This is a genomic window from Bacillus sp. J14TS2, from assembly GCF_018333015.1.
Classification (GTDB): domain Bacteria; phylum Bacillota; class Bacilli; order Bacillales; family Bacillaceae_C; genus Lederbergia.
This window is the reverse complement of record NZ_BORE01000010.1, coordinates 41,317-65,514: the sequence shown is the minus strand read 5'-3', so window position 1 is coordinate 65,514 and position 24,198 is coordinate 41,317. Positions and strand designations below refer to the sequence as shown.

At 37.3% G+C, this 24,198-nt stretch carries 23 protein-coding genes and 1 pseudogene; 22 read left to right on the top strand and 2 right to left on the bottom strand.

Annotation, left to right across the window (positions count from 1 at the left end):
- Positions 1-14 precede the first annotated feature (14 nt).
- The 12 genes from KI375_RS15930 (at position 15) to KI375_RS15875 (ending at position 11,054) form a co-directional block, all read left to right on the top strand.
- Positions 15-1,313 carry an arsenic transporter gene (locus tag KI375_RS15930; RefSeq protein WP_212974461.1) on the top strand — a complete coding sequence of 433 codons (1,299 nt, stop codon included), beginning with the start codon at positions 15-17 and terminating at the stop codon, positions 1,311-1,313.
- Between the two features lie 162 nt (positions 1,314-1,475).
- Positions 1,476-2,846 carry an alpha/beta hydrolase gene (locus KI375_RS15925; RefSeq protein WP_212974460.1) on the top strand — a complete coding sequence of 457 codons (1,371 nt, stop codon included), beginning with the start codon at positions 1,476-1,478 and terminating at the stop codon, positions 2,844-2,846.
- Between the two features lie 195 nt (positions 2,847-3,041).
- Entirely contained in the window at positions 3,042-3,503 is a 462-nt protein-coding gene (locus tag KI375_RS15920) for a GNAT family N-acetyltransferase (RefSeq protein ID WP_212974459.1), read from the top strand.
- Between the two features lie 74 nt (positions 3,504-3,577).
- Entirely contained in the window at positions 3,578-3,976 is a 399-nt protein-coding gene (locus tag KI375_RS15915) for a GNAT family N-acetyltransferase (RefSeq protein ID WP_244852728.1), read from the top strand.
- A gap of 250 nt (positions 3,977-4,226) precedes the next feature.
- Positions 4,227-4,742, top strand: a complete 516-nt coding sequence (locus KI375_RS15910; protein WP_244852726.1) for an ankyrin repeat domain-containing protein — start codon at positions 4,227-4,229, stop codon at positions 4,740-4,742.
- 36 nt (positions 4,743-4,778) lie between these two features.
- Positions 4,779-5,591, top strand: coding sequence for a GNAT family N-acetyltransferase (locus KI375_RS15905; RefSeq protein ID WP_212974457.1), 813 nt, complete (start codon positions 4,779-4,781; stop codon positions 5,589-5,591).
- Positions 5,592-5,627: 36 nt separating this feature from the next.
- On the top strand, positions 5,628-6,044 hold the full coding sequence (locus KI375_RS15900; RefSeq protein ID WP_212974635.1) for an NUDIX hydrolase: 417 nt from the start codon (positions 5,628-5,630) through the stop codon (positions 6,042-6,044).
- Positions 6,045-6,056: 12 nt separating this feature from the next.
- A complete protein-coding gene (locus KI375_RS15895; protein ID WP_212974456.1) occupies positions 6,057-6,584 on the top strand; it encodes a GNAT family N-acetyltransferase in 528 nt (175 codons plus the stop codon).
- A 779-nt stretch (positions 6,585-7,363) separates the two neighbouring features.
- Positions 7,364-8,395, top strand: a complete 1,032-nt coding sequence (locus KI375_RS15890) for a serine hydrolase domain-containing protein (RefSeq protein ID WP_212974455.1) — start codon at positions 7,364-7,366, stop codon at positions 8,393-8,395.
- Positions 8,396-8,406: 11 nt separating this feature from the next.
- Positions 8,407-9,015, top strand: a complete 609-nt coding sequence (locus tag KI375_RS15885) for a GNAT family N-acetyltransferase (RefSeq protein ID WP_212974454.1) — start codon at positions 8,407-8,409, stop codon at positions 9,013-9,015.
- 365 nt (positions 9,016-9,380) lie between these two features.
- Complete coding sequence (locus KI375_RS15880) at positions 9,381-10,238, top strand: GNAT family N-acetyltransferase (protein ID WP_212974453.1); 858 nt, start codon at positions 9,381-9,383, stop codon at positions 10,236-10,238.
- A 39-nt stretch (positions 10,239-10,277) separates the two neighbouring features.
- Positions 10,278-11,054 (top strand): class I SAM-dependent methyltransferase, encoded by a 777-nt coding sequence (locus tag KI375_RS15875; RefSeq protein ID WP_212974452.1) that lies wholly within the window; start codon positions 10,278-10,280, stop codon positions 11,052-11,054.
- A 164-nt stretch (positions 11,055-11,218) separates the two neighbouring features.
- On the opposite strand, the gene KI375_RS15870 is transcribed toward KI375_RS15875, so the two are convergent.
- Positions 11,219-12,646 (bottom strand): L,D-transpeptidase family protein, encoded by a 1,428-nt coding sequence (locus tag KI375_RS15870; RefSeq protein ID WP_374706855.1) that lies wholly within the window; start codon positions 12,644-12,646, stop codon positions 11,219-11,221.
- Between the two features lie 345 nt (positions 12,647-12,991).
- Here KI375_RS15870 and KI375_RS15865 point away from each other — a divergent pair, with 345 nt between their 5' ends.
- From KI375_RS15865 to KI375_RS15825, 9 genes and pseudogenes are all read left to right on the top strand, one after another.
- Positions 12,992-13,474, top strand: a complete 483-nt coding sequence (locus tag KI375_RS15865; protein WP_212974450.1) for a GNAT family N-acetyltransferase — start codon at positions 12,992-12,994, stop codon at positions 13,472-13,474.
- Between the two features lie 35 nt (positions 13,475-13,509).
- Positions 13,510-14,421: a GNAT family N-acetyltransferase gene (locus KI375_RS15860; protein ID WP_212974449.1), complete on the top strand. Its 912-nt coding sequence runs from the start codon at positions 13,510-13,512 to the stop codon at positions 14,419-14,421.
- Between the two features lie 744 nt (positions 14,422-15,165).
- Positions 15,166-16,554, top strand: coding sequence for a group II intron reverse transcriptase/maturase (gene ltrA, locus KI375_RS15855; RefSeq protein WP_244852724.1), 1,389 nt, complete (start codon positions 15,166-15,168; stop codon positions 16,552-16,554).
- 260 nt (positions 16,555-16,814) lie between these two features.
- Positions 16,815-17,699: a serine/threonine-protein kinase gene (locus KI375_RS15850; protein WP_212974448.1), complete on the top strand. Its 885-nt coding sequence runs from the start codon at positions 16,815-16,817 to the stop codon at positions 17,697-17,699.
- Positions 17,700-17,737: 38 nt separating this feature from the next.
- Positions 17,738-18,316: pseudogene (locus KI375_RS15845) on the top strand (GNAT family N-acetyltransferase).
- Between the two features lie 181 nt (positions 18,317-18,497).
- Positions 18,498-19,100, top strand: a complete 603-nt coding sequence (locus tag KI375_RS15840) for a S26 family signal peptidase (RefSeq protein WP_212974447.1) — start codon at positions 18,498-18,500, stop codon at positions 19,098-19,100.
- A gap of 107 nt (positions 19,101-19,207) precedes the next feature.
- Positions 19,208-19,915: a cytochrome c biogenesis CcdA family protein gene (locus tag KI375_RS15835; protein ID WP_212974446.1), complete on the top strand. Its 708-nt coding sequence runs from the start codon at positions 19,208-19,210 to the stop codon at positions 19,913-19,915.
- 25 nt (positions 19,916-19,940) lie between these two features.
- Positions 19,941-20,468, top strand: a complete 528-nt coding sequence (resA, locus tag KI375_RS15830) for a thiol-disulfide oxidoreductase ResA (RefSeq protein WP_212974445.1) — start codon at positions 19,941-19,943, stop codon at positions 20,466-20,468.
- 236 nt (positions 20,469-20,704) lie between these two features.
- Positions 20,705-21,313, top strand: a complete 609-nt coding sequence (locus KI375_RS15825; RefSeq protein ID WP_212974444.1) for a transglutaminase-like domain-containing protein — start codon at positions 20,705-20,707, stop codon at positions 21,311-21,313.
- A 166-nt stretch (positions 21,314-21,479) separates the two neighbouring features.
- Here KI375_RS15825 and KI375_RS15820 read toward each other — a convergent pair whose 3' ends face one another.
- Positions 21,480-22,259 carry a TetR/AcrR family transcriptional regulator gene (locus KI375_RS15820; protein ID WP_212974443.1) on the bottom strand — a complete coding sequence of 260 codons (780 nt, stop codon included), beginning with the start codon at positions 22,257-22,259 and terminating at the stop codon, positions 21,480-21,482.
- Positions 22,260-22,546: 287 nt separating this feature from the next.
- Here KI375_RS15820 and KI375_RS15815 point away from each other — a divergent pair, with 287 nt between their 5' ends.
- Positions 22,547-24,001 carry an NAD(P)/FAD-dependent oxidoreductase gene (locus KI375_RS15815; protein ID WP_212974442.1) on the top strand — a complete coding sequence of 485 codons (1,455 nt, stop codon included), beginning with the start codon at positions 22,547-22,549 and terminating at the stop codon, positions 23,999-24,001.
- Positions 24,002-24,198: the final 197 nt, after the last annotated feature.

The window sequence follows — 24,198 nt, the reverse complement described above, 5'->3', positions numbered from 1 at the left end:
TTGGGGGAAGTATATTGTCATTATCAGTTATACTAGCTTCGTTTATTTTTTTGATCACATTAGTGTTTGTTATTTGGCAACCAAAAGGGTTATCGATCGGCTGGTCAGCATGTGGCGGAGCGATTGTTGCCTTGTTAGTAGGGGTAGTAGGTTTTCATGATGTTATAGAGGTGACGCAAATTGTCTGGAACGCTACATTAGCGTTTGTAGCGATTATCCTGATTTCCTTAATCTTAGATAAGATCGGATTTTTTGAGTGGGCCGCTCTTCATATGGCCAGAGCCGCAAAGGGACATGGCATCAAGATGTTTATCTATGTGAGTATTTTGGGGGCGATTGTAGCAGCATTCTTTGCAAATGATGGAGCAGCTCTTATTTTGACTCCGATTGTGTTAGCAATGGTTCGTAACTTAAATTTTCAGGAAAAAATGGTATTTCCGTTTATTATGGCGAGCGGATTTATTGCTGATACAACCTCGCTGCCATTTGTAGTCAGTAATTTAGTGAATATCGTTTCAGCAGATTTCTTTGGAATCGGATTTGTGGAATATGCAATGCGCATGGTAATCCCGAATGTTTTTTCACTTTTAGCCACGATATCAGTCTTACTAATTTACTTTCGAAATAGCATTCCAAGAACATACGAGCTTTCTCATTTAAGAAAACCACAAGCAGCGATTACAGATGCAAGATTGTTCCGAATGTCATGGTATGTTCTAGGATTACTCGTGATCGGCTACTTTATCAGTGAATTTATTCATCTGCCTGTATCCATTATTGCAGGGATTATTGCGATTTTCTTTATTCTCATGGCGAGAAAGAGTAAGACGGTGAATACAAAAGTGGTGATAAAAGAGGCTCCGTGGAATATTGTATTTTTTTCAATTGGCATGTATGTGGTGATTTTCGGGTTAAGGAATGCGGGATTAACAGATGTACTAGCAAGTATCATCCAAGCAAGCGCAGAACAAGGCTTATTTATAGCCACGATTGCCATGGGCTTTATCGCAGCGATTTTATCTTCGATTATGAACAATATGCCAACGGTTATGATTGACGCCTTAGCTATTGCTGAGACTCAAACGTCAGGTGTCACACGTGAGGCACTGATCTATGCAAATGTAATTGGAGCAGATTTAGGTCCGAAAATTACGCCCATAGGTTCATTAGCTACATTATTATGGCTCCATGTTTTATCACAAAAAGGCGTTAAAATCTCTTGGGGGACGTACTTTAAAACAGGTATTATGTTAACCGTACCTATTCTATTTATCACACTAGTCGGGCTGTATGTAACATTCGTCCTTTTTTAGGATAGGATATATAAAGCGAGACTATCATCAGTGGAGCATACGGACGGTTGCATAGGTATAAATTCCTTCGAACTCTAAAATGATTTTTCGATCCGGTTTTCCAGATGTTATTCAGAAAGGCGATAAGGGAATAGGATCTGAAAGTGAGAAGGAGAAGTGTATATGAAAAAGCAGCTCGATCATACTTTCTTATGGATGATAATAGGGGTAGGCATGTTTATTCTAGGTGCAGCCTCTTTAGTGCTTGTTAATTTTACGGAAATATTGCATATATGTATTCTGATTTTTTTTGTAATTCAACTAGCCTTTGCCTTTGTGAACAAGCAAACCTGGCTAGCCTGCATTGGAGTTATTGTAATTCTGTTAGAACTCGTATTCTTGTTTTACTATCACTATATCCTATTATGTATGAATGCTTTTGCTTCTATTGTAATGGGATTTCTGTTAATCGTATTGCGATTATATAAGACCCGAACACTAAAGAGTCAGCAGCCGAAAAGTCGTAAAATCCTTACAATTGGAGCAAAATCTCTAGGGGCAATTGTCGAAGTTTTTATAATCATGTTTGTGGGCTTTATTATGTTTCTAGCCGTTCGTCCGATGGCGGGGATTCAATTATTTTTTGAACACAAAAATTCCTATCACCCCGAGAAAAAGTCGGCAGCGACGGTGTTGCAAGATGGAACAATGTACATAAATGATATACAATATGGCACTCAGTATCCCAATAGTTTCTTAGATATTTATGTCTCTAATCATGATCTATCTACCTTAAGACCGACCTATATTTTTATCCATGGTGGAGGTTTTGTAACAGGGGATAAGGTAGAGGAAGATCAATCTGGCCGTTCAGAGATTGATTATTACACCTCATTCACAAATGCAGGATATAATGTCGTATCTATCAACTATGCCTTTGCACCTGAATATCCTTATCCCATTCCTCTGTATCAAATGAGTGAAGCCATTGAGTTTTTAAAAATCCATGCAAATGAATATGGTATAGATATGGAAGAGGTTATGTTGGGAGGAAGTTCAGCAGGAGGACAGATTATAGGACAATTTGTGCTGGCCCAAACAGATGATGAATATGCCAAAGAGCTGAATATGCAATCTGTAATAGAAGCCAATTCCATAAAAGGCGTTATTTTCAACTCTGCCTTATTTGAACCCACTAAATTTGCTCAATCAAAGGATAGTTGGTTGAAGGATTATCTATGGTCTATTTATGGTCGAGCATATTGGGGCAATGACTATGAAACCAAGCAATCCGCAAAACAAGCTGACCTAGTAAAAAATGTGACAACCAATTATCCGCCAGTTTTCATCTCCGACGGAAACACGGCCTCCTTTTATAAACAAGCAAACGCTTTTAATAAAAAGTTGGATAAACTCGGTATCGAGCATCAATTTAATTATTATGGGAAAGAGATAACGCCTTTACCTCATGGTTATGAAGTAACCTTCGATAGTAACTATGCTCAAAAGAATATGAAAAAGATGCTTCAGTTTGTAGCCGCACAATTTGAGTGAATGTGCGGCTGCAAAGCTATCAACGGCGCCGTGATTGATAAATCTTGTAGAAAAGGCCTCTTGGTTATTGTTCAACGAAGGAATTATTCATACCTTCTATTTAAAATCTCTTAATTTTTGGACGCTTTATTCATATAGATAGATTTTATGTTAGTATTTAATTGTAGGAAAATTTTTACAAAGAGGAAGAAGAAAATGAATATTAGTCAAACAAACGATTTTGAGTTGGTCGCAAAATTAAATAAATATGTTCATGATATACACGCAAATCTATATCCCGAATATTTTAAGGTATATAATTTTGAAGAGATTAAGTCTTTCTTCCAAAAAATTATTGATAAAGAAGAGTTCATTTTCTTTTTGCTTGAAGATGATGACAAGCCTTTAGGGTATGCTTGGATTGAATTCAAGTGCTATCCTGATAACCCCTTTAGGAAAGCATATAAATCGGTCTATGTGCATCAAATAAGCATCTCAGAAGCCCAAAGAAAAAAAGGCTATGGCTCTATGTTGATGGACAAAATTATTGAAATGGCAAAACTAAACGGAATGAACAAGATTGAACTAGACTATTGGGGAAATAACGAAATGGCAAAGAATTTTTATAAGAAAAATGATTTTGTGCAATACCGAGAATTTGTGTACAAAGACATTTAATTCTAATGCTAAATAAAAAGAGAGACACTCACTGCGGGAGCACTTGCCATAACTAAAGACAGGAGAAAGTGCGGATGAATATTATTAATCTGAGAGAACATCCAGAATATAAAGAAATAGCTATTACATATTTTCAAAGCAAGTGGGCAGACGAAGACAGTATGAAAGTCTATGAGGATTCGATTACACATAGCCTCACAACAGATAACCCTCTTCCTATTTGGTACTTAATGGAGCAATCCGATGAGATCATTGGTTGTGCCGGACTCATTAGCAATGATTTTATTAGTCGTATGGATTTATGGCCATGGATATGTGCTCTTTATATTGAAGAGAACTACCGCGGTCGATCTTTAGGGGAAAAGCTACTTACGCATGCTAAAGCAGATGCCAAAAAAGCAGGATTCAATCATGTGTCTATCTGTGCACGGACCATATTGGATATTATGAAAAATATGGATTCACTTATATAGGTGATGGCTATCATCCGTGGGGAAGCCAATCAAGAATCTATGAAAGTGAAGTTCTATGAATGAATCTGCGTTTTTAGGGATGTGTTCCTTATTTTCTATTCGTTTCATTTGCCTAGTTTAAATGGGTTTCCACAGCAGTTATTGGCTCTCACTAGAAAGGAACATGGGCGGAGCGGCGTGACAATAGAAAAAAGGTAATTTTATAGAAATATAGAAGTTATACATAAACAAAATAATGGAGGTTTTTATGATGGATGCAACAGTAAGCGATGTATTTCGATTGATAGAAACAAATGATGTTCCAGCATTAGAAACGGCTTTGATTGCTAATTCGTCTTTTGCAAATATAGAAAATGAGCAAGGGATAACTTCGCTAGGATTTGCAACACATCTAGGAAATAAACAAGCGGCTCAACTGCTCTTAGATTTCAATGCAGATGTCAATGCCGTCTCCCACTCGAAAATAGACTATATCCCTTCCAATACAGCTCTTCATGCTGCTATAGCGGGAGCACGGGATATAGAAATTATTGAACTCCTTCTAAAAAATAACGCTAATCCAGATATCGTTGACAGTAATGGGTATACAGTTTTACATACTGCGGTTTTTCATGATAACAACCAAGAAATAGTTCGTCTTTTGATTGAACATGGCGCTACAATTGATGCAAAGATAAATGACGGAAAAACAGCGATCGATATAGCTAAAGAACAAGGGAACAATCAAGTAGCTGAGCAATTACAGCGGTATATCGAACTTGCCTAAAACTTTTTTAAAATATAAGAAATAGAGGTGTGATCAATGTCGCTTATTTTGACGGAAGAGCTTGCACGTAAAATCGAGCAATCAGAAATAGAACTTTTGGAATCAAGATTGACAGGTGTTCAGAAAATAGAAGGTAACCCGATGGGGGTGGAAATAAAAAAATTTGGTGATGCGGTTGCCTTTTATGTAAAGAATATTCCGGGTCCCTCATTCAATAATGTGAAGGGGCTTAGTGGCGATCAGCTGGATGAAATTGGTGCCATTTTAGATTTTTATCATGAAAGAGGAATATCAGCAAACTTTGAAATCACTCCTGCTCATTGTTCTGCTGAGCTATTTCAGTTGCTTTCAGAGAGAGGCTATTTTCAACGCAGCTTCCGTACGGCGCTTTATGGTCCAGCAACGGATGATCAGGTGGACTTAGAGGAAGACGGTTCAATTTCGATTCGTGAATTTGAGGATGATGAATTTGCTATTTTTGGCCAGATTTATACGAAAGGGTTTAATATGCCATCTTCGTTAATCGATTTTGTGGCGCAAAATAATCAGGTTTTGCATCATAATGAGCACTGGACCTTTTACTTGGCACGTATAAAAGGGGAGCCTGCCGGAATAGGTGTTTTATTTGAACAGGATGGGATAGCAACGCTCGCTGCATCCGCGACCACACCTGAATATAGAAATAAAGGTGTGCACAGCGCTTTGGTCAAAAAGCGATTACAACAGGCTCAACAAAATCACTGCCATATGATTGTCGGGCAAACAGGCTATGGCAGCGGTAGTCTTAGAAATATGGAAAGAGCTGGAATGAAAGTCGCCTATACGAAGGCGATTTGGACAAAACTCTGATACCGAAAAAGGGATGTTTTTAATATGGAAGATACAATGCAAGGATATAATGTTCTAATGATCTATAGCAATGATATGAAGGCGTTGTTAATGTGTGAGCGATTACGGGAACCATATAAGGGCTTAAGTAATTTTGTTGGTGGGAAAATTGAAGAAGGAGAAAACGGGATGGAAGCGGCCTATCGGGAATTGTTTGAAGAGACGAGCATTTCAAAAGCAGATGTGACACTACACCATGTCATGGATTTTACCTACTATGTTCATCAATGCTATGTGGAAGTTTATGTTGGCAGATTGAAGCGGGATATCCAGGTTTCGGGAGATGAAAATGAGTTGTATTGGACTGATTTGAAGCAAAACTTTTTCGATATGAGCAGGTATGCGGGCGAAGGTAACATTGGGCATATGATTGAGCAGGTAAATATGATCAAGGATGAAATTTTATCGGACTGATTGGAGGGGGCCATGAAGATTAGACAAGCTAAGCAAACAGATGCGAAAGGCATTGCAAAAGTTCAGGTTGATAGTTGGAGAACAACCTATAAGGGGATTGTGCCGGATAAGTATTTACATAATATGACATATGAGAGCAGAGAAGAAAAATGGAAAGATATTATTCCACAAACAGCGGTATTTATTGCTGAAACCACTAATGGCGAGATTGTTGGTTTTGCTAACGGAGGAAAGGAAAGAATCGGAAAATATCCTCATTATAAAGGAGAATTATATGCCATTTATATCCTAGAAGAGTACCAGAGGGAAGGAATAGGAAGATTGCTAGTAAAGGCAGTTATTGAAAATTTACAAGAGGAAAATATTTTCTCGATGATCGTCCAAGTGTTGGCAGAAAACCGCTCCCGGGTCTTCTATGAATCCCTCGGAGCGGAAAAAATTGACACGGCTGAGATTGAAATAGCAGGAAAGCAGCTAACTGAATTTGTATATGGTTGGGAAAATATAAATACAATTGTTGAAAAAGATGCTTATTCGTAACAAGAATAAGTGTCTTTTTCAATAATAGGAAAAGATGAAAAGTCCCCGTATCCATATTTTTTTAAGTTGATAATAATTATAAATAGAAATAAGAATTAGTTTTGCAAATAAAACTTGAAATTCACAAAATATTTCAATTAAACTATATAAATATGAACAGTTGTATGGTAAAATAATGAAAATTAATGGTGTAAGGAGAATTTTGATTAATGATTATACAAGTTCTTATCTAATGAATTAAATAGTTCGGTCGAAAAAGCGGATCCTGTAATAGGAGAAGTATGTCCTTTTTCGATTGACAGATAAGAACAATCATATTTACTCCTTCATTTCGTTATAAGGCAGCTTGAGAACCTTTTAAATTTTTATACGGTTAATCACAGGATGGTAAATGAGTGTTTGTTCATTTGTCATTCTTTTTTTGTGTGGAAAGGGCGTAGAGGATTGTTCTATTTTTTTATGTAAACAAAGGGGGTGCATGATAATGATAAATTTACACCAGAATCGTTTAGAGTTAAATAGATTTTACCGAAGGGGAGAGTAATTGATGGCAGATGCTATGGCGATCGCCCAATATTTTAGTTGATAGGATTAAAAGAACATATAAGGATGATATTGCACTTGTTGCCTATTATGGTTCCTATGCACAAGATAAGGCCACATTCTTATCGGACCTAGACATGTTTTTTATTCCTTGCACAGAAAAGATTTAAAGCCAGCTTTCACTGTATGTTGTAAATATGAATTTCAACAACTAGTTAAATAATGGAGGGGATCAGATGAATACTGATATTATAAAGCGCTTAAATACGATTCAAGAGGAGAATTATTTTTCTGGGGCGGTGCTTGTCCAAGAAAACAATAAAGTTTTGGCAGAGAAAAGTTATGGATTCGCGAATCGTTCCGAACAAATTGAAAATCAGCTAAGTACACGTTTTGGCATCGCTTCTGGATGTAAACTTTTTACGGCTATCGCCATTTGTCAGCTTGTTGAAGTTGGAAAACTGTCCTTTGATACAAGATTAAAAGAGTGTCTAAGCTTTTCCTTTCCTCATTTTTCTGAAGAGGTCACTGTCCATCATCTTTTAACACACACATCGGGCATCCCAGACTACTTCGATGAGGAAGTGATGGATGATTTTGAAGAGTTGTGGATTCAGACTCCAATGTATCAAATAAGAAGTTTACAAGACTTTCTTCCGCTGTTTCAAAATCAGCCTATGAAATTAAAGGTAGGGGAAAGATTTCATTACAACAATGCCGGATATATTTTGTTAGGGTTGATCGTCGAACAGGTCAGTGAGCAAAAATTCGCCGATTATATCGAGCAAAATATTTTTACAAAGGCTGGTATGGTTGATTCGGGTTATTTTGAATTTGATTCTCTCCCTTCAAGGACAGCACTTGGTTATCTAGATTTTTCTGACGGTAGTTGGAAAACAAATATTTATTCACTGCCAGTAAAAGGTGGCTCTGATGGGGGCGCATTTGTGACTGTCAAGGATATGGCAAATTTATGGAAGGCACTTTTCAATCATCAACTGATAAGTGAAGACTATACGTGTAAATTGCTCACTCCCCATATTTACAGTGATGATGAGGATAGCTTTTATGGCTATGGGGTCTGGATAGAGAAAAAGGAAGAGTCCATATTGAAATATCATATAATGGGCTATGATCCAGGTGTTAGTTTTCATTCTGCTTATTATCCTGAAAACAATGTTCAATCGGTTATCTGCTCAAACAAGTCAGAGGGCGCTTATGATTTGTTTCAAGGAATTGAGGAAGAAATCATAAAAAATCCCTTATAAGGAGTAATTTGATGGAACAAAAAAGATTGGAAAACTTATTTAGAATCGATTGTGGCGATCTTTACCTCCAAGAATTTCGCATAGAAGATGCCGAAAGTATATACAGAATTTCCAATCAGCCGGAAATATCAACGTTCTTACCAGACTGGAAATCAACAAAAGAACAGAGGGTTGAGTGGACGGCCCAATACGAAATACCAGCAAATCAAGCATTTCTTCAGGCTGCTAAAACTGAAAATATAGACGGCCATTTTTTGAAACTTGGCATATTTTTGAAGAAAACAGATGGATGTATTGGTTGGTGCTGTACGGGAATGAAAGAGGAGCTGCCTCCGCCGAATAGAGAGATTGTATATGCTATTTCAAGTCAATATCAAAGGAATGGATATGCAACGAAGGCCGCAAATGGCTTAATAGATTATTTGTTTACGCATACAAATGTAGAAAATATGAACGCCATTGCTTTGATTCAGAATCTACCATCCAATAAAGTGATTCAAAAATGTAGTTTTACTTACCTACATCAATTGACGATTGACAATCAACGTTACAATCACTACATGCTAAGTAAATCAGATTGGAAGAAAGCATATGAAAGGAAGGCTTGTATCCATTCTTGATCAATCCGAGTCAGCTTATGGGGTACAATAAATATATGCTGAGGAAGAGAGGTATTTTGATGAATGAATAATTATAAAGGAAAGTTATTAACTCTTCGAATAACGGCTACAATATTCGTCCTTTTGTTTTTAACATTACCATATTATAGCTCAATCCCTAATGAGGTTAGCATACTCTTATTGGTTATAATCACCCTAATCTTTTTTGTATTGGAAGATTCGTTTGAGAGAAGCAAAAAAATTAAATAATTCGCTACAATATATTGATGTGCTATGGGCCTTTTTGTGCATATTGATCTGTGTCGATAAAAGGGGGTTTTTAAGGAACGATCTGTTAAATTTTCTTTCAGAATAGGAGCTTGTATATGTCAAAATATAAATTAGAACAGGCTGAAAAAGATTTGTTTGCTGTGTATCAAGTCATTTATGCCGATGCAGATATTGAAATGTGGTATGACTGGAATACTCGGTTAAATGATACTACGTTTACGGATCAATGTTTTTGGCTTATGGATAATAATGAAAAAATAGGCGGAGCGATTATTAATAATCAGACGGTTATGTATCCGTTTTTGATCGCACCTTTTTCGGACAGAACTGTATTTTGGAAGGCGCTATCTAGTTGTTGCGATGACATTCGTCATATTAATGGGGTATTGCAAAAAGATATCGATATTTTGCTAACATTAGGATATAGCATAGATGTCACTCGACAGGTAATGTGCTGTCCAGCCGATGCGAACATCGAAGCGAAGTTGCCCGCTGGCTTCACTTTGCAAGTTCTAAATGAAGAACTAGATCGTAAAAAAATTGCCAAGGTGATGATGGAAGGATACAAGGGAGGAATTGACTATAAAGTCTATGGCACCCCAGATGAGGATGGAGTTCTAAAGGATGTGGAATATCTGCTGAAAGTCTATCAATATAGGAATCTTTCCATCGTTCTACTTGATGAGGAGCAAGAAATTGCCGGACTTTGTATTGCTGGCATCAGTAAAAATATGCCATTGGGATTTGCCGAGATCGGTGATATGTGTGTCGTCCCTAAACACAGAAATAAACGACTTGCTGAATATATGCTCAAGTATATAAGAGCAAGTGCTAGTGAGCACACAAAGGTCGTGAAACTCTGCGTTACGGTCGGAAACCATGCCGAAGCCCTTTATCGAAAAGTTGGTTTTTATCCTGGCCCAAGATTTACCAATATGGGCAAGGGAATATAACGTGTGTCAACAAGAATAGAATGAGAGGAGGAATGTAAAATGGGCATTAATTTTCATAACAAGAAAAATCAGAGAACCTATACGACGCGAAATGCTGACCAATCATGGATTGAAGCAATAAATAACCTTGTACCGATTGAAGATATATCTAGGGCTTTAGATATTGGCTGTGGTGGAGGCATTTATTCGAAGGCATTATCAGATATGGGTGTGACTTCTGTTACTGGAGTCGATTTTTCCAAGGCCATTCTTGAAGGGGCACAAGAAAACTGTAAAGAATATCGGAACATCTCTTTCCAGTTTGGGAATGCGTTTGATACTGGCTTAGCTAGTAGTAATTTTCAGTTACTGCTTGAAAGGGCTTTGATCCATCATATTAAGGATTTAGAAGCTTGTTTCAAAGAGGCATATAGAGTGGTGAAGGATGACGGATTTTATATTGTTCAGGACCGTACCCCTGAGGATTGTTTATTAGCAGGGAACGAAAACCATATAAGAGGATATTTCTTTGAACTTTTCCCAAGATTAGTTGAAAAAGAGACAAATCGCCGATATCATAGTCAGCTGGTCATCGAAACACTTAAAGCAGCAGGATTTAGAGACATCGAAGAAGTTAAGTTATGGGAAGTCAGAAAAGTATATGATACGAAAGAACAATTACTTAGTGACTTAAAAGAAAGAACGGGGAGAAGTATCTTGCATGAATTAGATGATAAAGAATTGCAGAAATTAATCGATCATATAGATGTCTCACTAGCAACAACTGATATCATCGTTGAAAAGGATCGATGGACGATTTGGAAGGCAGTGAAATAATCAGCTTGAGAAATATGATGTAGGATTTACAATGGCAATACTTGAAGGTGAATTAAGCTGCTGATGGTGGAAAGGTTAATAAATAAATACCAAACAGATCCGATGCTCCCATTGTAAAAAGACGGTTTTGAACTTCATTGTTAGAAGCTCAAAAACCGTCCTTTTTAATAAACGACTACAGGATCGTACGTGTTGAGGTTATCATACACTTTTTTCATTACATTCGGAGGCGTATTGACGCAACCACCTGAACCATCATTTAGATAGGCTGTTTGCGCCCAGTTTTTCCGCCAGCTGGCATCGTGAAAACCTTGCCCGCTGTTTGTAAATGGAGCCCAGTATTTTACATCAATTTCGTAATCGGGCTTCCCTACCGCACTACCTTTTAGTGTGTACGGGGTCCGTTTAAAGAGAATATACCAAATTCCAGGTGAAGTATCTTCACCGGTACTATGTTTGCCTGTCACTACATCAGTTGAGACGACTAATTTTCCATTTCTGTAAATCCATATATGCTGTTCTGCAATAGAAACTTCAGCATATGTGTCACCAATACCGTTATTCTTTGTAGTTTCATAGCCAATGCCTTCATTTGTCCAGCCATGTCCATAAATATTAGAGGCCGAAATGGACTTTTCCCCTTTTTCAAAAGCTTTTTGAACGTTTGCTGCTTCTTTTTCAACATCAACTGCCCAGCCATAGCCTTGTGCTTTTACGGAAATAACCTTACCTGAATGTGTCTTAAAATCTATATTTTTATCTAGAGTGGATTGAGTCCGATTAATTTCATGAATCTTATCCTTAATATTACTTGTGGTGATTGCCACTTCGTCATCATTTGAAATAGTAGCGTTTTTAATCAATTCACTAGCTTTTAAGGTATACACTTTATCCTGTACCTTATAATCAACTGTTCGCTCCAGGAAAGCCTGATACTTTTTTTCCATTTCCTTAACCATTGGGTTATCTGATTTGACAGGCTTTAAGAATGCTGGCTTCAGATGGATATCGCTCGTATATTTCTGTTTCTTATAATCTTCTAAAATAGCTGGAATATCATATTGTTCTCCACCGATACTGTCGGAGATAACAACTTTACCATTCTCTAATTTAACCTCTGCATCTTGGGGTGCCTTTAAGTTCTTGTTCATGGATAGAAGTTTTTCTTCTAATTGTTTGTTCAGTGTTTTGTTCCGAAATTCATCCGTTTTTTTCGGCATCAACCAGTAATTTTGTTCCTCTGAGGAAGGAAAAAACGTCCACTGTTGTTTTAACAATTTCTTTAGTACAGGCATGTCTTGATCCGAAAATGCCATTTTCGTACCATTCTCATCTAAAATAAGTTCGTCATCTATATATACCTTGTTTGTTAATGTAGTTGCTTCTAGTTTATTGATTGCCTTTTTTACTGTTAGCCCGCCCACATTTACATCATTAATAGCAATTTTCGAGTTGAAACGAGTTGCTTGATAATAGCTTAGCGCTGAAAGTAAGATGGCAGCCACAATTGTAATACTTCCTATTACAATTAAAAAACGTTTTACAGCTGGTGTGAATCGACTTCGTCGATTATTTTCTACAATTGGTATCATGATCATTCCCTCCGCTACTTGGTTTTCACCGAAGAACTAAGTTTATTTTACCATGAAATTACAATTATTACAATTGTATTACAGTGATATGAGCGGGAATTATTTGAGAATTTGTGGTATTTCAGAAATATTTCTTGTCCGGTTTAAAAGATGCTAAATTACTAGAAGAATAGCTTCATCAATTCATACAAAATAATTATAGCCAGTTATTCTCTTGAATAGGTTAAACTCGAATGGTATGTTTAGATAAATGTTTAAGTAGTTTTTTCAATACTTGGATAATCCTTTATTAATGGCCGCAAACCCAAGGGGATTTTTTGAAGATATGAGGGGAGAAGAGTAATTATGATTGAATTAAGAAAAATAACTGATGATAATTTTGAAGAGTGTATCGAGTTAGATCTTACTCAAGAACAGTGGCAACATCTCGCTAACAATGCTTACAGTTTGTCGGAGGCATTTGCATTACAAAGTGATGGAGTTATAACCCCTATTCCATACGTTATTTATCATAATAATATAATGGTAGGGTTCACCATGGCAATTTATGAGCCAATTGATGAGAACGATCCCGATGAAGATGAAGATCACTTTTATATTTCCAGATTGATGATCGATCAAAGATATCAGGGAAATGGCTATGGAAGGCGAGCATTGGAAAAGTTTATTGATATTATGAAAGCGCTGCCCTTCAAAGCAGATTCCATTATGCTTTCTTGTGCAAAAGAGAACACGATTGCTTATAGATTGTATGAATCACTTGGATTTGTGGATACTGGAGAGCTTGACGAAGATGGGGACTGTTATATGAGGTTAAGTCTAACATAACGAATTGCGACGTAGTTGTAGAGGGGGCGAGTGATATGGGGGATATTGAAATACGTAGATTTACAAGGGATGATTTTCAGAAACTGGGTGGGCTGTACCATGCCGTCACATCTAGAGAAGATGCTGTTTTCTGGTGGGTTGGGGATGAGGAGAATTGGACGAATGTGTTTATAGCGCTTGAGGGAGAGGAAATGATCGGAAAAGGGCAGGTTAGTGTGATTACTGCAATTACTCAAGGCAGCCCCAAAAATTACAAGCACTATATATACTTCAACCTCAAGGTGCTTCCAGAAAGAGAAGGAGAATATGCAATCTATGACTTATTGTATGATTGTTTGATCAAGAAGGCATATCAATTGAGAGAACAGTTACAATATGAGTATCGAACGATGATTGCAATAGGAAATCAATCTACTGAAGAGCAAAATAACCATTATTTTAAAAAGAAAGGTTTTACGTATAGGAAAAGCGCGTTTACGATGAATAGAAGCGAATCTGAAGCAATTGAGCATGCTGCTCTATCTGCATCTTATTGTTGCCAGCAATGTGACCTGTCCTCGAAGGAAAGTATGGATGAATACCTAAGGGCAGACATGGAAATTTGGCCTGAAGCTCCAATTGGTTTACAGCGATTAATGGAAATCATGGAGAATTCTGAATGGACTACTTTTGCTATAAGGGAGAAAGATACATTAGTCGGAAGTGTTATGGCTTGGGTTGATGAAGATGGAGACGGAGTCATTGAGGATCTATTTGTAAGAGAACCTTGGCGTAGAAAAGGAATTGCAAAATATTTACTGACACAAGCCCTTACATATTTAAAAAATCATGATTGTACCTTAGTAGAATTACAGGTGGAAACGGCAAATGAATCTGCTTTATCACTGTATCACTCGATTGGTTTTAAAGAAGTATCAGAAGAAGTATATTATCATAAAGAACTTTGAGTTTATGGGGCGATACTAGTAAATTATGTAAATCTGCATTGCCTTTTGAAAATGAATCACGTATACTATGGATACTTTAAAACGAAAGGGGTGAGGTGGATGATTACTAAATTCAATAAGTTTGGTCTTTTATCGTCCTCGCCTATTATGAAGCGTTCCCTATGGACGTAAAAGATATAAGGGCTTTTCACAAATCATGATAAAGAGAAGCTTCAGTCAGGAAGGATGTTATCATCCTCAAAAGATTGCTAGTTGATCCGGGATAAAGAAAAAGGAGAGCCAAAGATTATTTTGGTTCTCCTTTTTTTAGGTGCGCCCTGCATGGGCGAAAACTTGGTGGTGAAAGACCATTACAGGCTTGGCAGTAGGAACTGTTAGCGAAAGACAAGGTGGCTATCGTGAGGTAGTGGCTGAAGGAAGTCGGACGCAAACTCCTGGACTGACGAACAGAAATTAGATAGAAGGCTGAATTAGGTCGGATGAGTCTGTCTAACAAGACGAAGTCCAATACTGCCCGAAACCTATACAGTAAATCTAGCAGTTATATGGGAGGAAAGTTTTCGCTCTTACCGGGGGAGGTCTTGTGAGGGTGACGTGCAAGTTGAGTGATAACGAGCCGACACAACCAAGATGGTGACATCTTGGTGAATCACAAGAAGTCAGCAGAGGTCGTAGTAGTGTGAAAGGACCGAAACATGAAGGACCGAACGATAGTAATTTTGAAAAGTCTAGGAGGTGTGAAAGGTGCGAGAACTGCAGAAAACAGGAGAATCTGGCTATCGGCGGAGAGATAGTGTGGAACATGAAGGGTATGTCGAAGCGCATAGTGCCTTTCATGGTGAAAAGAACAATCAAAATGGTGTATCCAATCTGTTTAAAAGAATCCTTTCAAGGGATAATCTTAATCAAGCTTACCTTCAAGTGGTCAGAAATAAGGGGGCAGCCGGAGTGGATGGTATGACATACAATCAGCTGCTTCCATACTTGAGGGAACACAGGGAAGAATTATTAACGCAGTTATATCTTGGCAAGTATAAACCTCAACCCGTAATACGGGTTGAAATTCCAAAGCAAGACGGCGGAACAAGAAAACTGGGAATTCCCACCATTATTGACCGAATGCTTCAACAAGCAATACATCAAGTATTACAACCCATATTTGAACCAACGTTCTCCGATAATAGTTTTGGGTTTCGTCCAAAACGTAGTGCACATCAAGCTATCATACGGGCAAAGTCGTACTACGAACAGGGGTACAAATATGTGGTGGACTTGGACATGAAAGCCTATTTCGATACGGTAAATCATGATAAACTAATGTACTTTGTGGAAAAACGGATAACGGATAAACGAGTACTACGCTTGATAAGACAATATTTATTAAGTGGAATCATGATTGACGGCATCTTTGAAAAATCAGAGGAAGGAACGCCTCAAGGAGGAAACCTGTCTCCGTTACTCAGTAATATTTATTTAAACGAGTTAGATCAATTACTGGAAAAAAGAGGACACCGATTCGTGCGTTACGCAGATGACTGTAATATCTACGTGAAAAGCAAAAGAGCAGGTCAGCGCGTAATGAAAAGTATTACGAAATTTCTCGAGACGGATTTGAGTCTTACAGTGAATCGGGAAAAGAGTGCGGTTGGCAGTCCTTTGAAACGAAAGTTTCTAGGCTTCTGTCTCCTCGTTACAAAGAAAGGTGTTCAAATTCGTCCGTATTCTAAAGCAAAAGTAACCGTTAAACAGAAACTTAGACGGATTACCAAACGTAATCGTGGACGAAATATCGATGTGATTCTAAAAGAAATCCAACAGCTTATGACAGGGTGGATAAACTACTATGGCATAGGAGAAATGAAAGGATTTATGAAGAATCTGAATGGGTGGCTGAAGCGAAGAATTAGACAGTACATTTGGAAACAATGGAAAAATCCAAGCACAAAAAGAGGAAATCTAATTCACTTAGGTATCGATAAGCAGAAAGCTTATGAATGGTCGAATACAAGAAAAGGTTACTGGCTCATAGCTGGTAGCTATGTACTCCATCGTTCATTGACAGACAAAGAACTGGCATTAAGAGGATATAAAGATATCGCTCTTCAATACCAGTTCGTACACTCAAACTATTGAACCGCCGTATACGGAACCGTACGTACGGTGGTGTGAGAGGGGCGAAAAGTTATTTAGCTTTTCCCTCTACTCGATTCTTCCTAGAATATCCTAATTGGCTGGATTTGTGAACACAACAAAAATCAGTTTCCAAGCGACTATGAAAGGAGGCGTTGTTTTATGAAAATGACGATTATTTTTAGTGGGGTACAATTCAAAGGGTGAACGTATCATTGGCCCTAAAAACTACGTGATCCCGATTTATAGGAGGATCAGAATTTATGGTGAATTTTGAGCATCAGAATTTAATTACAATAACAATCGACAACATAAGCTTTCAGTTAAAAGCAAAACAAAATTTTTCATGGTTGAAGAAATTTGGCGAAGTTTTTTGCGTATTTGATGAACAGGATTCTGGAAATATTAGTTTCGGAGTCAAAAATAATAATAGAAAGTTTTTTGTTAAATATGCCGGAGCCGAACCGAAGGATTTCTCTGGAAATCCAAAAGATGCAGTGAATCGATTAATAAAAGCAATTCCGGTTTATAAAAAACTAGAACACCCACACTTAATAAAATTGCTCGATCATTTCACTGCGGATAATGGATATGCAGCCGTATTTGAATGGTTTGAAGGGGAGTGTTTACACTCTCATTGGTCTTTTGCTGGAAAAGCAAAGTACAACCACCCGGATTCACCTTTTTATCGTTTTAGAAATCTTGACTTGCAGCAACGTTTAACTTCCCTTGATATGATTTTTTCTTTTCATACTTATGTAGAATTGCAAGGATTTGTTGCTGTGGATTTTTATGATGGCAGTATTTTATACGATTTTAAAAATCATAAAACAAAAATTTGTGATATAGACTTTTATCGCCCATCACCATCTGTAAACGATATAGGAGAACAATTTTGGGGTGCCGTTAGATCTAAATCACCTGAAGAGTTTACTAAAGGCAGTCCAATTGATTCGAAAACCAATGTCTTCACAATGGGGGCGATCACATTTGGATTACTGGGCGGTGAAATGGATCACTCCTTTTCAAAATGGGGAGCAGGAAAGAAGCTATATGAAATAGCATTAAAGGCTGTTGAAAAAGATCGAGAAGAACGTTATTCCACTGTCAAAGAATTTTATGAGGCATGGAAAATGGCATTAAGATGAAATGATGTTTTCTTTATTACAAGATAGAGGTGTTATTTATGGAAATAACGGAAATTCTTGCTGAATTGCCAACATTAGAAACAGAACGTCTTGTCCTAAGAAAGATAAGAACAGAGGATTTAGGAGATATGCATATTTACGGGTCAAACGATGAAGTTTCAAAATATGTAAGCTAGAACACACATCAATCTTTATCAGATACCAAAGCATTTTTGGATAATATATTGGAGCAATATAAAAAGAACAAGATAGTCTTTTGGGGGATAGAACTCAAAGAAAATCGAAAACTTGTAGGGACAATAAACTATGTAACGATAAGCCTAAAGCACAAGAAAGCCGAAATCGGGTATATTCTCTCTCAAGAATTTTGGGGAAAAGGGATAATGACAGAAGCAACAAAAGAAATAATAAAATTCGGCTTTGAAAAAATGAATCTGGTAAGAATTGGAGCAAAATGTATAGTAGAAAATACTGGCTCTCAACGAGTTATGGAGAAGGCAGGAATGACATTTGAAGGCACCATCAGAAAAGGAATGTTTACGAAAGGAAAACACAGAGATTTAAAATCGTATTCAATCTTGGAAGAGGAATTTTCAAGTGAAAAAATAGAGAAGTAAAATAAACGTAGAGCAGTTTGATAAGGTCAAGCTGCTCTTTATCCTTTCAAACAAATACCTACTCCAAGACTTTTACCCCTTCTTGTTATAAATAGAATTTCGAATTGTTCAAAATACTGACAATAAGATGAGTAAGTTCTTACAACTAATTGTGTAAAATATATACAAAGGGGAGGATTTGATGAATCGTATCGGACTGTCCTTTGTTGTATTATTGATTTTGTCTGCTTGTTCTTTAAAAACGTCTACGGATTCACTTACAGATCAACATACAACTCCAGAGATTGCTACAATCGTAACCATAAACCCAGCAATGTTTATCTATCAACATAATTACGATAATATGGACCGAGGAAATCACGATTACACTGAAAAACCGCTCGTTATTGAACCGCAAGTTAAAGGCGCTAAAATTTCTAGAGGAGATGTTATTTTCTTTCATACTGTCAATGAAGAAAAAGCTATCTCTAGAATCGTTGCCCTTCCAGGTGAGAAGATCAAAATAATGAAAGGTCAAGTGTATATTAATAATCAAAAGTTGGATACCTTTTACGGGGACGCTCATCGGTTAGGCCGAGATAAGGTTCAGTATTTTGAGATGATGGATGAGGCCGAGAATCAATACAATAAAAATGGAATGAAAGAATATTTTGATACGGATATGGATCAAATAAAATTAGCCAGTGATGAGTATTATTTTATTGATGATGATTGGATGCGTGGAAAAATGAGCGTTATAAAAAATCAAGATATCACTGGGATTGTTTTAGGTTATACAGAATAACTTTCTAAGTGCGAGTATTAGCTCTGTAATGGATAATTGTAAGCGCTATTAAATTATCAACTTTCACATACAATTCATTAACATAAACAGGGAGTTGTTGTATCCAAATGAATGACATCAATATATTCCTTACATTAGGTGCAGGATTTCTTAGTTTTATTTCTCCTTGTACGCTTCCATTATATCCTGCTTTCCTTTCTTATATCACTGGCATGTCGGTAAGAGAAATCACAAATGAAAATGCTATGCTCCAAAGAAGGAGCATGCTACATACAGTATTTTTCCTTTTGGGGTTTGCGGTTGTGTTTATTGCTTTAGGTTTTACCGCTTCAGCTATTGGCCAATTTTTTAAAGACTATCATAACCTAATCAGGCAAATAGGGGCAATTTTTATTATTCTGTTTGGATTGATGATCGTTGGAATTATCAAACCAACTTGGCTAATGTCCAATCATAAAATGGAATTTAAAAACCGACCTGCTGGTTTATTGGGCACCTTTCTTATTGGAATCGCATTTGCGGCCGGCTGGACACCTTGTACAGGTCCGATTCTTGGGTCAGTGATTCTTCTAGCAGGAGCCAATCCAGGTTCGGGTTTGATTTATATGACGGCTTATACTCTAGGTTTTTCCATTCCCTTCTTTGCTCTTTCCTTTTTTGTTGGAAAATTAAAGTGGATCAGAAAACACAACGGAATCATTTTAAAAATTGCCGGCTATTTAATGATCGTTATGGGGATTGTTTTATATTTTGATTGGATGACGAACATCATCTCTTATCTAACACCTTTCTTTGGAGGATTTACTGGATTTTAGACTTTAGGAGTGAGGGGGAGGACAATTGAAAAAGAATAAACGATTATTTATGCGGACCACTATTCTTAGTATACTAATTTTATTAATTGGATTTACATTATATAATAGTGTACTCAAAAAAGAGGCAGAGGGAGTAGAGCTTGGTGAAACGGCGCCTAATTTTAAATTGGAAACTATCGGTGGTGGTGACCCAGTAGAATTATCCAAGCTTAAAGGAAATGTTGTGCTGGTTAATTTTTGGGGAACCTGGTGTAAGCCATGTAAAGATGAAATGCCTGCTATACAGAAGGTTTATGAACAGTATAAAGACGATGGTTTTGAAGTTGTCGCTATAAATATGGGACAGTCTGAAGTACAAATAGAACCCTTTATGACGACACTTGATATTAATCTTCCAATTGCTCTAGATAAAAATAATTCTGTAAAAGATATCTACAATGTTTATCGAATGCCAGCCAGTTTTCTTATTGATCGTGATGGGAACGTAATAAAATCGTTTGAGGGAGAAATGAATATCGAAATGTTAGATAGTTGGGTAGCTGATTCTTTATAAATTAATTGCAATTATTGTAGGCAACCATTTCCGTTGATCGAATTGCCGGCCCTCAGCCAGTAAATCTATTAAATTATGGAAAAGAAGTACTGAAATAGGAAAAGTCCCTTTATACTTGTAAATGCTCGGATGGAAGTTTTTATAAAGGTATTTCATTGAACAGTAGATTTGTTTTGCATTTAGTGTATAATGATACAAAATAATTAATTTTTATTCAAAAAAGGATGGTAAATTTCATGAATTTAGTTTGTGAATCTGAAAAATTAGCTGATTATTTACTAGAAACAGCTGAAGTTGACTTTTCTCATCCACTTATTTGCACAAAAGCAAACGAGCTTTTCCATTCTTCACAAACTGAAATTGAAAAAGCGGAAATCGCATTTGCTTTTGTTCGTGATGAAATCTCACATTCATGGGATATTCAAAGTGAAAAAGTTACATGCAAGGCATCAGAGGTACTGGCTGAGAAGGAGGGGATTTGTTATGCAAAATCGCACTTATTAGCATCTTTATTACGCTCTCAAGGCATCCCTGCCGGTTTTTGTTATCAACGATTGACAGTATTTGATACACCTAAAGATGGGTATTGTATCCATGCCGTAAATGTGGTTTATTTCCGATCACTTAAGAAATGGGTGAGATTAGATGCACGTGGAAATAAAAAGGGGATTCAGTCCCAGTTTTCAATTGCAGAAGAGAAATTAGCTTTTCCGGTTCGAAAGGAGTTTGGAGAAAAGGACTACCCTCATATTTATACAAGTCCTCATCCAGAAACGATTGCTGTTTTAAAAAAACACAATGATCCCATCGAAATGTATAAATATTATTTACCCGATTGCTTATAATCTTTTTGGTTGCTATATAGTTGCGAGAGAGAGGAAAGGCGGCTTAACACAAAATGGCGTTATTAAGCCGTCTAATTATTTTTCAGAGTAGCTTGATGTCTATGAGGACAGTCCCATTTATCCCGAATTAACTGGCAATAAAACCCCAAATGAATGAAGTTTCACTTTATTCATTTTTTGACTTTTCCCCTTTTAATTGAAGATAGTGCTCAATTCCATCTAATATCCGTTCTAACCCAAAATCAAGATCATTCCCAACATTGTTATTTTCATTGTTCTCGTCTGTATAGACCCCAGATGCAATGATGGGCTGCAAATTTGGGAAGTGTTCGCTTGTAACCAATTGTTTAAGTGCACTGCTATATTCTTGGCCACTAAGCGTACTGGGGCTGGCTCCTGCCTGAATTGCCTGGGTCATATCCCGTTGAATCATACCACACCCGCGAGCATAATTACTGATTAACAATATAATGGCCATCTTCTCATGATCATTGAGGGGAAGGTTGCGAAGGCCACCAAGGGCCCAATCTACAGCTTTAAGATTATTTGGTGTGTTAGGAACACCTGAAATTGGAATATCACCAAACCATGGATGCTTTATGTATACCCCAACGATCGCGTGAAAGAAGTTGCGAAGATTTTTTCGCCAATCTATATCCTTTTTTTTCAGTGAGTTTGGAATATCACATGCCGCATCCTGCATAAGAAGCAGTAAGTCATCTTTACTCGGTATATATCGATAAAGCGACATTGATGTGAAACCAAGTGATGTTGCGACTCGATTCATAGATACGGCCAATAATCCCTCTTTATCGGCAATCGCCATTGCGGCTTCCACAATCTGCTCGATACTCAATTCTCTTTTTGGTCCTCTCTTCGGTTGTTTCCCAAGCCCCCAGCTAAGTGCGACACCACGTGGTAATCCCTCATCCATCTTTTCTTTCATGTTTTTCCCTCCAGTGTTTACTGATTCCTTTGACGTCTTCGAATAAAGAAAAAAAGTCGTAATTTAATATATCGTTCCAATCCAGTGATTTGGGTAAGGTAAATGTTTTAAATAGAGGATTTTATGATACAAATTCCTTTTTTTTTTCAAAAAATGGCTAAATGTATTGTTGCAAAAATATTGTATACGATATATACTGTGTATGCAATAAACAGTATATGGTATATTCAGTTAAAGGAGGATTACTCCATCTGGTTATATGTTTTTTATTTCAAGGGAGGGATATCATGACAAATACAAATTTTGCACTTGCAAAAGGGAACACGGAACGGGCAATTATTATTGGCGGGGGCATTGGGGGATTGTTAGCGGCCAAAGTGCTTTCAGATTATTATGACGAGGTGCTGATTGTGGATAGAGATGATTTTCCTGAAAAGCCTGAAAATCGTTCAGGTGTTCCGCAAGGATTTCAGCCGCATCGTTTAACACCTCGTGGGAAAATGATTATTGAGGAGCTCTTTCCAGGTCTTAACGATGATCTACTTGCACAAGGGGCGGCTACATCACAGAACAAGAGCTTTCGATTTATCAATCCATATGGAATTTTGAGTGCATCAAACAGCGAAAAAGATGTTATGTGTAGTAGGGCTTTACTAGAGTGGGGATTACGTCGACGTATAAAGGAAATTTCGCATGTTCGTTTTCTACCTAAACAAAGTGTTATCGGTTTACAAACGAATCAGGAGCAGACAATCGTTACCGGTATTTGTGTAAAAGAACGAGGACAGTCTAATCAAGAGAAAGTAATTACAGCTGATATGGTAGTAGATACAAGTGGACGACAATCCAAACTGGCAAAATGGCTTCAGGGCTTGGGAAAAGTCATACCAAAACCAGATGTTTTAAAAGTCTCTCTTGGATATAGCACCCGTCATTATAAGATTCCATCTGATTTAGCTGAGAAATGGGCACTTATTCATGTAGAAGGAGAATCTGTTAGAAGCGAAAATACCGGGATCTTTGCCATGATTGAAAATAATATTGCAGAGATGTTACTTTGGAATGCGGGTGGTAACTATCCAACTACGGATGCCGAAGAATATGAACAGGCAGTTGCGAATCTCAAAGATCCTATTGTCACTGCTATTTGGAAAAAGCTTGAACCGATTACAACACCTAGAGGGTATCGGATAAAGGAATTATTTCGTAATCGTTTTGAGCAAATGCCACATTGGCCGTCTGGATTGTTGGTCCTTGGAGATGCATTATGCAATTTTGATCCTATTTATGGGCAAGGGATGACAATGGCTGCTGTCGAAGTAGAAGCGCTGGAATCCTGCTTGCAGGATCAACGCGTCAACCCTCAACCGGCGTTTGAGCTTAGTGTACTTCAAAAATTGCAGGAAGTGATTGAACCCACCTGGTGGCTGAACGCGGTCGCTGATTTAAAATGGCCGGGTGTAGAATATGAAGGCCGGCCATTGAAAGGAATTCCTTTTGCTCAGAAGTATTTTGACTTATATCTCAAACAGGTAACAACACAAGGTGACTTCGAGCTATTTTCATTGTATTGGGCTGTGAATTCAATCTTGTTTTTACCAAATCAAATAATCAATCCGCAAATGGTGAAAAGCATTCTTAATGGGACGGAGGAAGGAAAAAACTGGCTTGCTGAACTTACTGAAGCTCACGGTCAGAAGATAGAGAATGTAATAGCTGAGAATCTTCCCTTTTTTAAGTAACAGGTGGGACGAAAGCGATTCTCCCAAGTAAACTTGTAATTCGTTCAGATGGGATCTCTTCTCCAGTAAGCAAACCCAATATGCTCATCATTTTATTCAACTGTTTGTATTTGCAATTACTTTGGTCAGATATTAAGATTCAACTGCATCTGTGTGCTAGCGTCGAATTAAGTGTTTATCAAAATCAGTTTTATGTT